This is a genomic window from Vallitalea sp., from assembly GCF_025211055.1.
In the GTDB taxonomy this organism is placed as follows: Bacteria; Bacillota; Clostridia; order Lachnospirales; family Vallitaleaceae; genus Vallitalea.
On sequence record NZ_JAOARO010000039.1, the window covers coordinates 18,495 to 35,930 of the forward strand.

Genomic DNA, 17,436 nt, shown 5'->3' on the forward strand with positions numbered 1-17,436 from the left:
ATTAATTTCGCACTATAGTAAAAGTTAGGAAAGTAGAAAAGTTTAAGGAGAGAATCAGGATGACATATAAAGAAAAAGATATTCAACTTCCTTATAAGGAAGAGCCTAAAATTAATTTTTTTTATTATCCTCCACTAAAAGATTTAGAGGGTGGAAAAAGTATTTCAATTAAAGAAGATCTTAAACTTGACCAAAAAATGAAATATATCTCGTTATTTACAATTTATATTTCAATTCCTTATTGCAGAACAAGATGTAACTCCTGTTGCTGTTTTCGTGGTTTTTTACCACACTGCGATGATAAGGAAGCATTTATGGATGAGTATGTAGAATGCTTGATAAGGCAAATGCATGGATATTCCAATAAGGTACGTTTTCGCAATGCAACTTGTGCAGCTGTTTATATAGGAGGTGGTACGGCATCTTTATTATCAAGCAGGCAGGTTAAACGTCTTATCGATGAAATTAAGAGTATATTTCAGGTAGTATCAGATATTGAGATTAATTTAGAAGGTAATCCAATTGATTTTACTCGTGAGTATTTGGAGAGCGTGAAAGAATATGGGGTAACTCGAGTATCTATTGGATATCAGAGTAAAATACCATCTGTTTTACAAGCTTTAAATACTTCTCATAACAGTGAAATTGGTAGCAAAGCTGTAGAAAATGCAATTGATATTGGTTTTCATACAGTTAATGTTGATTTACTGTACAATGTACCAGGCCAAACTTTTCAACAATGGAAAGAGGATTTAAATAGTATATTAGAATATGCACCAGAAAGCATAAGTGCTGGAGATTATATGGTGTACGAGGGAAGTAATGCAGACAGGTTAATAAAGAGAGGGAAATTACCAAAACAGCATGAAGTAGATGTTGTAAATCAATGGTATCGTTATGCTTGTTCTTTATTAAATGAAAATAAGTATTCTGAAAGAGTCCGTGGAATATTTACAAAAGATGGGCATGTTCAGCAATATGTAAAAGTATCCTGCAATGACAGTACAGATATTATTGCTTTAGGAGCAGGAGCTTGTGGATTTATAAATGGTTTTCAATTTAGGGTTACAAATTCATCAGAATTATTTAAAAAGCAAATCATGAATGGAAAGCTTTTTGAAGTGGACAGTATTTCAGTTCATGCGACAGAACGTAATTTTATGGAACGCTATATTATACATAATTTGTATTCTGAAGTAGTGAAAATAAGTGAATTTGTAAAACGTTTTGGTGCTGAACCATTAGAAGAATTTAAAAATATATTTGACAAGCTACTTAATTATGGATTAATAGAAATTGATAATTCTGAAATTAGATTAACAGATTTGGGTAAGAAATGGCGAAGAAGTGTTTATTATGAGTTTCATGAGGAAAAGTTTAAAATAGTGTAGACCGAATAATATAGAATTATAAAATAAGGCTAGTGCTAATTAGAAAAAATATAAAACAGGTGAAGTATATGTTAATTAAGGATTTATTAGAAATGAATAAGAACAAAGAAACTCTTATGTTACAAACAAAAAAAAGATCTCTATCTTATTTTGAATTTTATCACATAGTACAGCAAAAGAAAAATAAGCTTAGACAATTAGAGAGTTTATCCAATAGTGTTATGCTATATTTACCTAATTCAATTGAATATGCAATAGCTTATTTTACGGTTACTTATCTTGACAAAGTTATTGTACCTGTATCAAATTTAGCTAAAAAAGATGAAATTGTAGGTACAGTTGACTATTGTGAAATATCGTTAATTATAACCAATCATGAGAATTTGGAATATCTTAAGCAGAGTTTATCTAAGTATAAATATAAAATAATGTTGTATTGTATTGACGAAGATATACTTATTGATACAGGTAATAAGCAGTATAGAGATTATAAGAAGGATAAGTATCTTGAAGATGTTGCAATTATGCTTCATACCTCTGGTACGACCAGTAATCCCAAAAGGGTAATGTTGACTCACAAAAACTTGATTTCCAATATACGTTCTAATATTTTGTCCTTAAACTTTACGAAAAATGATAAAACTTTGATAGCATTACCTATGTATTTTGGTTACTGCAATACAGCACAGTTTCTCACTCATATTTATGTTGGAGCTAGTATCTACATTTTAGATAATATTTTTATGCCTCACAAATTTTATCAAACAGTAGATAAAGAGAAAATAACTAATTTTACTGGAGTTCCATCTATGCTTTTGACCTTATTAAACTATAAAAACATTAAAAAACATGATGTCTCATCATTACGATGTATCTGTTTTGGTGGAGGAAATATGCCAATAGAAAAATTGGAGCAGTTAATTAGCGTTTTTCATCATACTGGTTTTGTGCAAACATATGGGCAGACCGAGGCTTCACCTCGAGTAACAGCTTTATTACCAGAGGATGCCGTTAGAAAGCTGGGTTCTGTAGGAAAGGCAATACCCGGTGTGTTATGTAAAATTATTGATGAAAACAAAAATGTAGTAAAAAAGAATATAATTGGCGAAATAATTGTTAAAGGTGATAATGTTATGAAAGGTTATTATAAACGACCAGAGATAACCAAAGAAACACTTATTAATGGGTGGTTATATACAGGAGACCTTGCCAAATATGATGAGGAGGGATACATTTATTTAACTGGACGGAAAAAAAATGTGATAATTAGTGGAGGGATTAATATATATCCCGAAGAAGTTGAAGAAGTTATATTAAATCATGAGGCAGTAAAAGAAACTCTTGTATATGGTATTAAGCATAAAATAATGGATGAAGTTCCAGCTGCAAAAGTAGTACTATACGATGAATATAAAGGTAAGTTATCAGAAGATGATATTATCAATTATTGCATAGAAAAGTTATCTAGATATAAGGTTCCAGTTAAAGTCATATTTATGACAAAGTTAAATAAAACTGTTACCAATAAAGTAAAAAGATATTAAATCAATAAAAGGAGGAAAGCTATGGATCAAAGTGTAGTTGAAAAACAAATTAAAGAAGAAATTATTAAAGTAACTAAAAGAAAGATTGAGACTAAGGAGATTAACTCAAATACCGATTTATGGAAAGATCTTGAAATGGATTCAATTCAAATTGTACAGCTTATGTTGGAACTTGAAAAAAGATTTAACATCATATTTGAGGACGAGGATTTAGAAGATGATGTAATAATAAATTACGGTAAGTTATCACACATTATAATTAATAAGGTTGCTATGAATTAAATGTACAAGAATGGTGGAAAGGGAATGAATACATATTCTTCAAAAGAACGTATAAAAGCAGTAGTCACCTTTATTAGACCGTTTAAGTTACAATTTGTAGCTATACTTTTATGTATTATTATAACCTGTAGCATAGAAATGCTATTTCCATATACTTATTCAATTTTAATTGATAAATTATTTTATGAAAAAGATATTAACTTTATAGGAATCATCTTAATTATATATTTAATTTTGTATGCTGCTATGTCATCTATAAGTATATTAACGACTTTTTTAAAGGCGTCTATGACTTCTAAGTATGTTTTTAAAATACGAGAAAAAATATTTAGAAAAATATTAAGATTAAAGGCAGAGTATCTTGACAATGTTAATTTCGGTGATTTAATAACCATTATAAATAAAGATGCTGATTCGTTTTTGGAATTGGTATATAGTAATATATTTTATGTTATTGGAAATGTAATTCGATTTGCTGTATCATTTGGTTTTATATATTTTATCAATTGGAAAATGGGAATTCTATTAACATTACTTCTACCATTTTCAATTTATTCGGTAAAGTATGTTAATATAAGAGCAAAAAAAATATATAATGAGAATCGAAAAAAATATGGACTTTTTATCAGCTGGCTTTATGAAATAATTGCAGGCTTAGGAGAGATAAAAATTTTAGCACGAGATGCGTATGTAAAAAGAGAATATATTAAAAAGTGGAAAGAACTAGTATACAATAAGATTGAGGAAAGTAAAGTACGTTTTATAAATGAAAGAATTAGCTTATTCATTTCACTCGTAGGAGAATTGAGTATATATTCTTTATCTGCGTTTCTCATATTACATGATCAGATAACGGTTGGTGGAGTAATTGCCTGTGTAGAATACTTTGGAAGAGCAAAGTTTTTCTTTAAAGTACTAAGTGACGCTGGTATAAATAGAGAATATAATATAGTGGCTGTCAATCGTATTCTTAACATTTTGTCTGAAGAGGATGAATGGGATTGGGAGAAGGATAAGAAAAGTCTGATTATTAATGAGGGCAACATTGAATATAGAAATGTAGTATTTTTTTACGACAATTCAAATAATATTTTTGATAAAATCAATATTCATATCAAAAAGGGAGAGAAAGTTGCACTTGTTGGTAAAAGCGGTGCTGGTAAAACTACCTTTACGGATTTAATGATTGGACTTTATGAAAATTATCAGGGAGAAATAATTATTGATAGTCAGAATATTAAGGATTGTTCTTTACAATCAATAAGAAAACAGATTGGGATTATAAGACAGAAACCACTTATATTTAAACAAACATTAAGGGAGAATCTTTTGACAGGAAATAAAGCAATAACAGATGAAAAAATATGGGAAACGTTAAAAATGGTTAATGCGGATAATTTTGTTAACCAGCTTCCATCCAAATTAGATACTGTAATAGGAGAGCAGGGTACTAAGCTATCGGGAGGTCAAATACAAAGAATATCTATTGCCCGTGTTATTCTGAAATGTCCAAAAATAATAATTTTTGATGAAGCAACCTCGTCTCTAGACTTTGATTCTGATAATATGATTAAGGAAGTTATAAATAAAATAAGTAATGATATAACAACAATATCAATAGCTCATAGGTTATCCACTATAATAGATGCCGATAAAGTTATCGTACTAGATAGTAGAAAGATAGTCGGTGTTGGAACACATTCGGAACTATTAAACAAGTGTCATGTATATCAAAAATTATTTAAGGAGCAGTATAATTATGAAAGCGTTTAATATCAATTCCCGAAAAGTAACCGAAAGAGTACATATATATAATTCAATACGATGCTATTTAACTAAAGATAAGGGATTGGTTATGGGTATTATATTATTAAAAGTATTATATACCACTTCAAGTCTTATTCAACCTTATTTTTATAAGGTCTTTATAGATGAGGTTCTGACATATAAAAAAATAACCTATCTTTGGTGGATTATTATAGGGTATCTTATAATATATTTAATAAATGCAATTATTGAGGGAAAACAATTATCTCTTTATAACCAAATAACTAATCATCTGACTTTTAAACTCAAGAGAGACCTTCTTAACAAGTATCTTAAATTTTCAATAACTGATAGAGATAAATTCACAATATCTGATATGAAAATTCGAATTGATACGGATACTGATGCTTTTGGAATGTTTATTAAGGACTATACCATTGAATATATTTATTCGTGGATTTATTCTATTATATTAATGATTGCTATATTATGTATGAATTGGAAACTAACACTATTTTCACTATGTATTATACCAATATCCTTTTACTTAACAAAAAAATTTGGTAAAGCAGCTCAGACATATCAGGAAGAATATAGAAATAAATTTGGTAGTTACGAAGAATGGCTCAACAATGTGTTACATAATTGGAAGGAAATTAAATCTTTTAATATTGAAGAAAAACAGGTAAATATATTTACAAAAATGTGGGGGGATATTAGTAAGTCATATATTAAACGTAATGTAACTACTATTACCTATAACTGTATTATTGTACTTAAGGACTTTTTTTTATCAAAGATGAGCTTATATATATTAGGTGGATTATTAATCATTAAAGGGGAGTTATCGGTTGGAGCTTTACTTGTATATTTGAAATTTTTTGAAATGTTTATTGCAAATATAAGCAATATCAATAATACGGATATGAAGCTAAAATCTAATCTTCCATGTCTTCAAAGAGTTATTGATATCCTTACATTTCCAGAGATTGAGTATCCAGCTAGAAAGCAAATCTCTTTAAAAGGAAATATTGAATTTTCAGATATATATTTTCGATACGATAAAACAAGGGATTATATTCTAAAAGATATCAATTTTACTGTGAATCCAAATGAATCAATAGCAATTATTGGGGAAAGTGGCTGTGGTAAGACTACCCTGATAAAATTATTACTTAATTTATATACAGCGGAAAAAGGGGATATATTAATAGACAGGTATTCGATTCATACGTTAAATCCCAAAGACTTATATCGTAATATCGGAGTGGTTATGCAGGAGACCTATTTATTTAATACGACGATTAAAGATAATTTATTGTTTGCCAATCCAAAAGCAAATGATTTGGAAATTAAGAATGCATGTAAAAAGGCCTTTATCCATGACTTTATTGAAAGCTTACCAGATGGTTATAATACTGTAATTGGAGAAAACGGTGTTAAGCTATCGGGTGGACAAAGACAGAGGATCGCTATAGCAAAAGTATTATTATATAATCCTAATATATTGATTTTTGATGAAGCTACATCTTCGCTTGATTATGAATCTGAGAAAATGGTTCATCAAGCTATACAGAATTTATTATCTAATAAAACTGTAATTATTATTGCACATAGGTTATCTTCCATATTTATGGCAGAAAAAGTAGCAATTCTTAGCAATGGAATCATTAGTACAGTTGGTACTCATAAGGATTTATATGAAAATAACTCATATTATAGGAGGTTAATTGATCAACATGACAGAAAAAGTATTATTTATAAATGATGAAGAAAATAAGGAAATTTTTTTGGATATAAAACCAATTCACGAGGATTTGTATGATTGTCTGCAAAATACAGTATTAACTATAGCAAAGTACTGGGACATTGATCCCACTATGATGTTTGCTAATATATGGGGAATTGGAATAAATACTAAGTATGGAAATAGTAATTTGAGTGATAAAATACAGATTGGTTACCACAAAGATGTTTGGAATGCATTAGAAAAATACAATGGTATTAAGATTACAAGTATAAAGCCTACATCAAATAAGCTTGAATTTAAACAGGTTAAAAAATTCATCCATGAACAAAATAAAAAGAAGAAAATTGTTGCTATTTGCATTGATATTTCAACTTGTCCGTGGATGCCTGATTATAGTGGAATAAGATATCCACATTACATTATTGTAAGAGGTTTCAAGAATAATAATATTATTGGTGTTGACCCATCTGGATCAAAAAATGAGATAGAATTATATCCTATGAATGGACTTAAGAATGGATATAGTTACTTGATATTTGAGAAAGTACATTCTGAATCTATGGAGCTGTTAGAGATTCTTAGTCCTCTATATGAAAGAAATAATAATAAGCGCTGGATTAAAAGTATTATAGAACTATCTCAGGAAATACAAAAAATTGACTATGATAAGGAAGTTGGCAATGCAATCTTGACAAATAATATACCAATATTATTTAAGCTAAGTAATATCAGTAATAACCGCATTAATATTGCAAAATTTTTTATGTATTTGAATTCTATATTCAAGTATGAGGAGTTAGCGGAGCTTGCTAATATGTTTAATAAAATAAGGAATAAATGGAATATTGTTAAAACTCTAATGATTAAATATTTTACCGATAAGGACACATCCTCTATCGTACGAACCAGCAAAGTTTTGGAAAATATTGCTCAATTAGAAAATGATACATTTGACTTATTAGTAAAATTTTTATTAAAAATTAACGGAAATATATCAAGTGAATTACAGAAAAATTAATAATCCTTGATAAATATGGGTATTAGATAAAAATTATTAGTGTGAATTGTACACTATCTTTATCAAAGAAAGGGGTAACAGATGAAAAGATGGTTTAAAGTTGGAGGTATATTAGTAGCTAGGAATCATAAAGGAATTAAGTTAGTTATTCCAAAAACAAAGCAGATTTGTAAGTTAAATGAAGAACAAGCAGATATTTGGCTAAACAGGATGGAAGAGTTAGAAAAACTAGATAAGGAATTATCAATGAGTCTAAGCAATAATGGTTTTATTGTATCTGAGGTAGAGAACAAGAAAAGTATCGAAACTAAATCTGGGATCATTCCACAGGTTAAGAATGTAAATATCAGATGGAATATTGAATCAAAAGAATTGTATATTTTACTAAATAGTGACCACTATATAACTAAAAATCCAATTATGATACTTGATAATTACGGAAGCTTATGCTGGCAGGGTATTATTGAAGGATTATCAATTAATCTCATATGTGAAAAGTTAGAAAATACATTTGGTTCCAGTACACTAATCTTTGCTTATTTAAAAAAATTTATAATAGGTGGTTTTATTGAAGATATTGAAAATCTTTGTGATTGGAGCATAGTAAGTGAACATGATGCATGGGAATTCGATGCAACGGAATTATTATCAAATGTATCACATCTTGCTACCCCATGGTATTGTTCATGGGAAATATGTTCAGCATGTAATCTAAGATGTAAACACTGCTATTTACCTGAGTATGATCATATGGGGCTAGAGACAGAAAAAGCATTGGAGGTAGCACATCAGCTTATTATAAGTAAAATTTATAATGTAATTATAATGGGTGGCGAACCGTTAATGAGAGATGATATTGAACTAATTGTAAAAAAACTCAGAAATAATGGAGTATACGTAGGAATTATTACTAATGGCCAATTATTATCCAAACAACGAACTAAGAAATTGGCGGAGGCAGGGCTTGGTATGATTTATGTTAGTTTTGATGGATTTACAAAAGAAATACATGAAAATATCAGAGGGAAAGATACATTTTATAATTGCATGCAGGCTATTAGGAATGCAAAGGATTGTAAAATACCAAGTGTAGCAGTTAGTTGGTCAGTAAATAGCAGTAATGTAAATGAATATCAAAAGCTGCCAGAATTTTTAAAAAAATTAGGAGTTACAGAGTGCTATCTTGAGGTATTTAAGGAAACTGGATTGGCTGGTTCAAAAGCACCATTTGATCCTATAACAATCAAGGAAGTTACGATGATTAAGCATGCTATATCAGATTGGAAAATTAGGTATCCTGACTTAAATATCGTTTTTAATTCACAGTGTTTATGTGGTAGGAGCCGAATGAAGCTTGATGCGGCTGGAGATGCATATATTTGCCCATTTTTAACAGAAAGTTTTGGTAATATATTTAATACCCCTCTTTTAGAATTATGGCATAATATAGAAGAAAGTATACCTGAGAAGGGACCGGCTGGATATTGTAGGACGGTAAGAGAGTTATATTTAATGCATATGTATGGGTAATATGAAGATACGAATAAGGTTATTATGGAGGTAAAAACAGTGGACAAAAAGTGTGAACGTATGGAAGAATTTATTGATATAGATATTAATATAGCAAATCAACTATATAAATGTTATGATCCAAAAAATAAGGTTTCAGAGATACATTTATTCAAAGGGGGGAGAAGTACAACAAATTATAAAATTAAAGTGAATGACGAGTTTTTTGTGTTACGTATATACCCCAACGATGATAAACGCTGCTTAAAGGAAAAGAAGATTGCAGATAAGTTTAAGAATGCGATACCAGTGCCACAGGTATATTACATCAATAATAAGAAAGAACTACTGAATAAGGATTTTGCAATTATGGAGTTTGTGGAAGGTATAACCTTAGATCAGTATATAGCGGAGGGAAATGAGGTATCAGATAAAATATTTGAGCAATTAGGGCATATTCTTGCATATATACATAAAGACAAGTATAAACTAGAAGGTTTTCTTGATGAAAATTTGCAGTTGGTCGATGGACTGCCACCTATACTAGAGTGGTATCATTATTTTCTATCACAAAAGGCAGGCGAACGTATTGGAGAAGATATGAAGAAACAAATTTATGAAATAATTAATGAGAAATATGAACAGCTTAAAAAAGTGTTTTTTTCCAGTGTGTTGTGTCATGGAGATTTTAGAACTAATAATATCATGGTAAAGGATAATAAGGTCACAGGGATAATAGACTGGGAATTTACTTTGGCAGCTCCTTTATATTTTGATATAGGTCAATTATTTCGTTTTGATGAACAGGTTACTAAAAGTAATGAGATAAGCTTTATTAACGCTTATAATTTAAGTTCGGATACAGTTCTACATAAGGATTGGAAGAAACTAGGTAAGATTATAGATATGGCGAATTTTCTTTGTTTTCTTAATAACAAGGACGAAAACAAAGAAAACTTATATGAGGATATGAATAAACTGCTTAGTAAAACAGTTAATATGTTGCAGGAGGACTTGTAGTTAGAGATATGGAATTATCATCTGTTCAGATTAGAATTTTTAACAATGAAATAATAGAATTACAAAGAAAACTTCATATTCCAGGACTTGCTGGAGCAGTAATAAGTAAAGGGAATATAGTCTGGAGAAATTATTTGGGTTATTCAGATATTTTCAACAAAATTAAGGTGAATCCTTCTTCGATTTTTTCAATTGCCTCTATTACAAAAACTATTACATCGACTATATTGCTTTCTATATTTACAGAAAAAGGGTTAGATATAGATATTCCATTGTCTGTTTTTAAAATTAATATTAAGAATTCAGAACAAATTACCATAAGGCATTTATTATCTCATACGTCAAGAGGAATTATTGGAGAAGAATTTTGCTACAGCGAAAGAAGGTTCTTTATACTTCAGGAAGTACTTGAAAAAGTGATGAATCAGTCAATTGAGCAAATAATAATGGAGCGATTTATTAATTACTTAAATTTAAAAAACACAGTACCCTACTCATATTATGAGAATCCAGAATATAAAGAGGTCTTTAAAAACTTAGCCAAGGCATATCGTTTTAGCAAAGAATTAGATAACCAAGATTGTAGATATTCTAATTTCTTCTCAGTGACAGATGGATTAATTTCTTCCCTTGAGGATATGATAACTTATTCTAAGGCATTAGATTCCAATGTCATTATTAGTAATGAGATAAAAAATCTGGCATGGAGTGGAAAATCAAATTCTGGAAATCCGCTACCATACGGATTAGGGTGGTTCATCCAATGGTTTCAGGGAAATAAATTAGTTTGGCATTATGGAGTTAGCAACGGTTTTTCATCTGTAATTTTAAAATTACCGAAAATGGAGCTGTCCTTTCTTCTTCTGACAAATAATGAAGAATTAACAAATGCTTTTCATTTTGAAAAATGTGACATAACAAGATCACCATTTATAACTGTATTTTTAAAAAGTTTCCTTAATGAAAAAAGTACACTTTCTATTACTGAAGTAGACTGGAACAAGAACCAAGATAGTTTAGAGGATTATTTAAAACAGCAGATTTTACAGTTGTCAGATAGTAACGATATTGAACTTTTTATGAAATATATTGAGTCATACAAAAATCTGTATGAATATTTAGGAAATTACACGGTTTTGGAAAAGCTTAATCACATTATTTGAAGATAATATATAATATCATTTTTATTAATATAACGGAGGTTAATATGAAACTGAACCATTTAGGATTTGCATGCAAGAATATTTCTAATTCCATTGAATATATTAAGTCATTTTATCAGGTGGAAGAGATAAGTGATTGTATATATGATGAAAAACAACAAGCCACTTTATGTTACATAACATTAAGAGATTCTGTAGCAATTGAATTGGTGTCAGGGAAAACTGTTAGTGGCTATCTTAAGAACGGAATTTCTCTTTACCATGTTTGTTATGAATGTAGTGATATTTACCAGACAATAGAGATACTTAAAAGAAATGGTGCAACTGTTGTATGTGGTCCTGTTAGTGCTAAATTATTTGATGGCAGATTAATCTCCTTCCTCAATACCGAATTAGGTCTTATAGAGCTACTTGAAGTTAAGAGAGAAATAGAGATTAATAAACAAGATGAAATTAAACAAGAGGGAAATACCAATATTGTTTTAGTAAGTAATTTTACGATTACTCCTTTGCAAAAATATTTATTATATTATAATGAAATGTTGAAAACAAATTATAATATTATTGAAGCTCCATATAATCAAATATTTCAGCAGATTTTAAAACCAGATAGTCTAATTAATAGAAATACATCTGGGTATAATATAATCCTAATAAGTATTGAAGAGTGGCTTCATTATGCAGAAGACCGTGAAATAGATTATCAAGAAAGATTTACAAATATTACCAAAGATTTTATTGAGGCGTTAAAATGTAATTCATCATATTCCAATACATCGAGTATTATTATATTTACGCCTGTAACTAAATTTAATACTAATATTCAGCGACAAAAATTCTTTGAAGAGGCTGAGTATAATATGCAGATATCATTGGAAGAAGCACATATTATTTATATATCAAGCAAAGAGCTGTTAAAAAAAATAGGTAATACGCAATATAGTTCTCCTTATAGTAATGAAATAGCACACATTCCATATGTAGAACGAGTATATGCAGCAATAGCAAATATTCTTATGCGTAAGCTACTGTCAATAGAAGGCTATTCTTATAAAGTTATTGTAATTGACTGCGACAATACTTTGTGGGAAGGAAATTGTGGTGATACTACAGAAGGTGGAGTTAAGATAACGGTAGGTAAGAAGTATCTACAAAGATTTTTGTTAAATCAGATGGAGAAAGGGATGCTTCTTTGCATATGTAGTAAAAATAATGAAAAAGATGTCATGGATGTGTTTAAAACAAATCCTGATATGATATTAAAAAAGGAACATATAACTGCATTTAAAGTTAATTGGCGTAATAAATCGGATAATATTCTGGATTTGGCAAACAAATTAAACCTTAGTCTGGATAGCTTTATTTTTATTGATGATAGTTCTTATGAATGTGAAGAAGTATCTCAAGCTTTTCCTGAGGTATTGACTATAAGGATACCAGATTCCAATCAAGACATAAATGAATTTTTAGAGAATTTGTGGGTTTTTGATAGGTATAACGTAGTTAAGAATAGTAGAGTAAGAACAAAATACTATAAAGAAAATTTTTTGCGTGAAGAAGAACGCCAAAAGGCTGTCACGTTTGAAAACTTCATAAAAAATTTATGCATTACTATTACTATTTCGCCTTTAAAAGAAGAAGAAATAGAAAGAGCATGCGAACTAACTAAAAGAACGAATCAATTTAATCTTTCGACAAGAAGGAGAAGCGAAAGTGAACTTAGAGAATTGCTTAATAAAGGATATCGGTGTGATGTTGTCTATGTAAATGATCGATTTGGTTCCTATGGAATGGTAGGAGTTATGATTTACAAGTCAGATGATATGCAATTGAAAGTAGAGAATTTCTTATTAAGCTGCAGGGTGCTTGGTCGTGGAATTGAAAATAAAATGGTGATGTATTTGGGGAAAACAGCTCAGAAATTAAACAAGGACACCATAATATTTGAATATAAAGATAATCAAAAAAATTATCAAGTGTACCGTTTTATTTGTGAAATCAAAATGGATATTAAAATTACAAAACAAGAGTATCAGGAAATTACAGTTCATACTGAAAAGGCATGTTTGTACCAATTCGTATATAAGAATCATGATATGGAACTTATTCGTAAAAAAGATAACAGTACTGTATCAAATATTTTCCACAGAGGAAAGGTACTCCTAGAGATAGGTTCAATTGATAATTTAATTGCTGCTGTATTAGAACTAGATATAAATAGTAGTATAGAAGAAGATGATTTTACAAAAGACAGCATTGATGAAGTTATAAGTAATTTATATAAAGAAGTGTTACAACATGACATAGACGAGGAAGAAGGTTTTATTGAGCTTGGAGGAGACTCTATAAGAGCAGTTAAAATCGTTTCCGATATTTTTTCAAAGTATAATGTAGAATTGTCTTTGCAGGATGTTTTTGACTATGATTTAAGAAGAATTATCAGCTGTGTAAGTTGTAAGCTAGGCTTAAAAGATGAAAAAAATGTATATGAAAGATTTCATGATAGTACATTTAAAGATATTGTAAAGCAAATATATACCAAACAAAACTCAAAATTCTCCTTATCCTATTGTCAGGAAGCTTTAATGCGACATGAACTAATGGATACAAAAACTTTTGTTTATAATATGCCGTGGATATTTCAGATAAAAGGTATGCTTGATATAGAGGCACTACAATATGCGTTTTGTAATGTGATTCAAAAACATGATGTTTTTAGAACAGTTTTTAAAGAAAAAGAGGGTTTTTTGTATCAAGAAGTTAAGGATAATATGGAGTTTGAGATAGAACAATTTTGTTTTACAAAGAAAGAGGATATAAATCAAATCATTAGACAGGAGGAAATTAGAAGATTTAATATATCTAAGGGACCGCTCCTTCGTGTTGTGCTTATTCAGACAAATGATAATACTTATCTTATGATAATAACAATTCATCATATTATTTTTGATGGATGGTCCTATAGCTTGCTGTTTAAAGATTTATCAGCTTTTTATCAAGCATATAAAATTCAAGATAATCAGTTGATTCGGCAAAAATCAACACTGTTTACATATGCTGATTATGTAATGTGGGAAAGAGAATATTCAAAAACAGAGCGGATGCAACAACAAATAGAATATTGGAAAAAACAATTAAAAGATCTAAAGTTACATGAATTGCCAAAGGACACTATTTGTTCTAATCAGCAAGTATATGAGGGATTATATGTACCTATTGAATTAAATCAGCAGGATATTAATAGGTTGAGGAATATCTGTATTAATCATTCAACTACTCTATATACAGGAATGTTGTGTGTGTTTGACCTCCTATTATATAGCCTGATACAATTACCAGATGTTGCGGTAGGAACAGTAGTAGCCATGAGAAATGCTAAGGAATTAGAAGAAATAATAGGGCTTTTTATTAATACAATTGTTATGAGAAGTAAAATAAAAGAACAAGACAGCTTTATTCAACTTTTACAGAGTAATAGAAAAGTAGTTATGGAAGGGTTTGCAAATAAAGATGCATATTTTGGTGAAGTCATTTATAACGCTGCATCATCTATACCTGAAAACAAAGATAATCCATTTTATCATGCCATGTTACTATTTCAAAATACCCCTAAAAATAGTTTTTCAGTAGAAGGGCTACAAATCAGGAAATATAAGGAAGGCTATAATATTGCACGAGGGGATCTGATTTTGGAACTTGAGGAAAAGGAAGATATTCTTATTGGAGGCTTTTATTATAATACAGGCTATTTTAGCAGAAAGACCATACATGGGTACGTAGCAGTGCTAAAAGAAATCATTATTAACTGCACAGAAAATCCAAATAAGTCAATCAATGAAATAATAGCTAACTTAAAATTAGTAAAAGGGAAAGGTGAGAACTAAATGTTGGATCAACAATTAATAAAGCAGCAGTCACGTTTGATAAAACTACTTCAATATGCGAAGACTAATGTTGCTTATTATAGAAATATTATTCCTAAAGGTATGGATCTTGTTAAGTTAACTTCTAGTTCAGAGGAATGGGCAAAGTTTCCCATACTTGAGAAAAAAGATATACAAGCACATTGGCAAAATTTAATATCTATCAAATATCAGCAAAATAACCATAAACCTATTACTATAAGAAGTACTAGTGGTTCAACAGGAGTACCTTTAAAAATTGCACGTGCAGATTCAGAGCTTTTGATGCAGGCTGTAAGGATATGGTCTGCTAGGACTAAAAGATTTCCAGAAATTATGAATAAAAAAGTTTTCTCGTTAAATACACATCCTGAAGGTGATTCAGCAAATATACTACATATTACTAAGAATGGAGTTGTAGATTTTTCATTTCAGTCATTTGACGATAATATAGATAAAATTAAGAGATTTAAACCAGAATGGGTGTATGGCTTCTCCACTGCAGTTTTTCGATTTGCTCAGTATTGCAAAAGTAATAATATCAAACTTCCATCATTACAAATGATAGAGGTAACTGGAGAGCAGTTGTTCGATTATCAGCGTAAGATTATTCACGAGGTTTTTGAATGTGATGTGGTTAATCAATATGGATGTCAGGAAGTTGATTTTTTGGCATATGAATGTAAATGTAATAAAATGCATGCATGGACGAATCATCTTATTATTGAAGTTGTTAAGAATAATAAACCAGTTCCTGATGGAACACTTGGAGAATTGGTAGTTACTTCATTAACAAATTTCTGTATGCCTCTAATCAGATACCGTATAGGTGATATTGTTATGATGGAAGATACGAATTGTACTTGCGGGAATAAACAACAGATTTTAACACCAAAATGGGGGAGAGTGGGCAGTTTATTAACAACTAGCGAAAGAACCATATCCAGTAATCTTTTAAAGTGCATATTTGATGATTTTATGGGGCAGTATGAAAACTCTGTTTTAGAATATCAGGTAGTTCAGATTGATTTTAACTATATGAAGATTTATCTTGTTCCAGACAGTAAATATGATAAGCTAAATACTCCACTAGGTTTAATAAAAGAAATTAAGAAGTTGTTACCCGAGGTAGAATGTGAGGTTTTGCCTGTAAAAGAGATAAAAGTATCTGAATCAGGAAAAACTAAAAGATTTATTCCTCATCTTCCAGAGAATGATATGTCAAAACTGATATGTTAACATTAATAAGTCCTTAATTAGGTAGAAGGGAGGGTATTATGATTACAACATGTATATCATATAAGATTATATGCAAATAGATATTTCTAATAAAGTAATAGTTGTAACTGGATCTTCTAGAGGAATAGGTTCAGAAATGATAAAGTGCTTTGCTAAAGAAAATGCCAGTATTGTTATTAATTATAATAGAAGTGTTGAGGAAGCCACAAAGCTCTTTAAAGAAATTAAAAAACATAATTCAAAATGTATTGTTGTTAAGGCTGATGTAACAAAATGTAATGAGGTAAGATATTTATTGGATAAAACATTAGAGGCTTTTGGAAGGGTAGATATATTGATTAATAATGCAGGTATCTGTGATGATAATTTAATTCCTTTAATGACAGAAGAAAAATGGAAACATGTAATTGATATTAATCTAAACAGTATTTTCCTTTGTTGTAAAATATTTGCAAAAGAAATGATGAAAAAAAAGTATGGTAAAATATTTAACATTACATCTCTAAAAGGACAAATTGGAAGTGAAGGTCAGACAAATTATTCTGCAGCTAAGGCAGGAACTATTGGTTTTACAAAAGCTTTAGCAAAAGAAATTGGAAGCTATAATGTAAGTGTAAATGCAATATCTCCAGGATATATTGTTACTGATCTAAATCGAAATAATATTAATAAAAGTAATATAGCAAATGGAATGAATGTAATGATGTATCCAAATAGTTTGAATGACTTATTAAATTTTATGGTGTTTGCTTGCTCTGATCATTTTCAAAGTGTGAGTGGGAGAGTATTTAATTTAGACTCAAGATTATAACAGTTAGGTCTTAATTCTATAGATTACATTAGAATTTATA

The 17,436-nt window shown here is 29.5% G+C and carries 12 protein-coding genes; all 12 read left to right on the top strand.

What is annotated here, in order from left to right; all coding sequences use genetic code 11:
* Nucleotides 1-59: 59 nt before the first annotated feature.
* Nucleotides 60-1,391, top strand: coding sequence for a coproporphyrinogen-III oxidase family protein (locus N4A55_RS05430; RefSeq protein ID WP_293754489.1), 1,332 nt, complete (start codon nt 60-62; stop codon nt 1,389-1,391).
* A 68-nt stretch (nt 1,392-1,459) separates the two neighbouring features.
* Nucleotides 1,460-2,935 (top strand): class I adenylate-forming enzyme family protein, encoded by a 1,476-nt coding sequence (locus N4A55_RS05435; RefSeq protein ID WP_293754490.1) that lies wholly within the window; start codon nt 1,460-1,462, stop codon nt 2,933-2,935.
* A gap of 21 nt (nt 2,936-2,956) precedes the next feature.
* On the top strand, nt 2,957-3,217 hold the full coding sequence (locus tag N4A55_RS05440; protein ID WP_293754491.1) for an acyl carrier protein: 261 nt from the start codon (nt 2,957-2,959) through the stop codon (nt 3,215-3,217).
* 24 nt (nt 3,218-3,241) lie between these two features.
* Nucleotides 3,242-4,990 (top strand): ABC transporter ATP-binding protein, encoded by a 1,749-nt coding sequence (locus N4A55_RS05445; protein WP_293754492.1) that lies wholly within the window; start codon nt 3,242-3,244, stop codon nt 4,988-4,990.
* Nucleotides 4,977-6,752, top strand: coding sequence for an ABC transporter ATP-binding protein (locus tag N4A55_RS05450; RefSeq protein WP_293754493.1), 1,776 nt, complete (start codon nt 4,977-4,979; stop codon nt 6,750-6,752). The genes N4A55_RS05445 and N4A55_RS05450 overlap by 14 nt, the downstream gene beginning before the upstream one ends.
* Complete coding sequence (locus N4A55_RS05455) at nt 6,724-7,752, top strand: hypothetical protein (RefSeq protein WP_293754494.1); 1,029 nt, start codon at nt 6,724-6,726, stop codon at nt 7,750-7,752. The genes N4A55_RS05450 and N4A55_RS05455 overlap by 29 nt, the downstream gene beginning before the upstream one ends.
* Before the next feature lie 81 nt (nt 7,753-7,833).
* Nucleotides 7,834-9,282 (top strand): radical SAM/SPASM domain-containing protein, encoded by a 1,449-nt coding sequence (locus N4A55_RS05460; RefSeq protein WP_293754495.1) that lies wholly within the window; start codon nt 7,834-7,836, stop codon nt 9,280-9,282.
* Nucleotides 9,283-9,321: 39 nt separating this feature from the next.
* A complete protein-coding gene (locus tag N4A55_RS05465) occupies nt 9,322-10,281 on the top strand; it encodes an aminoglycoside phosphotransferase family protein (RefSeq protein WP_293754496.1) in 960 nt (319 codons plus the stop codon).
* Between the two features lie 8 nt (nt 10,282-10,289).
* Nucleotides 10,290-11,444: a serine hydrolase domain-containing protein gene (locus N4A55_RS05470; protein ID WP_293754497.1), complete on the top strand. Its 1,155-nt coding sequence runs from the start codon at nt 10,290-10,292 to the stop codon at nt 11,442-11,444.
* A 44-nt stretch (nt 11,445-11,488) separates the two neighbouring features.
* Complete coding sequence (locus tag N4A55_RS05475; RefSeq protein ID WP_293754498.1) at nt 11,489-15,328, top strand: HAD-IIIC family phosphatase; 3,840 nt, start codon at nt 11,489-11,491, stop codon at nt 15,326-15,328.
* A complete protein-coding gene (locus N4A55_RS05480; protein ID WP_293754499.1) occupies nt 15,329-16,585 on the top strand; it encodes a phenylacetate--CoA ligase family protein in 1,257 nt (418 codons plus the stop codon). It begins immediately after the preceding gene.
* Nucleotides 16,586-16,655: 70 nt separating this feature from the next.
* Complete coding sequence (locus N4A55_RS05485) at nt 16,656-17,396, top strand: SDR family NAD(P)-dependent oxidoreductase (RefSeq protein ID WP_293754500.1); 741 nt, start codon at nt 16,656-16,658, stop codon at nt 17,394-17,396.
* Nucleotides 17,397-17,436 lie beyond the last annotated feature (40 nt).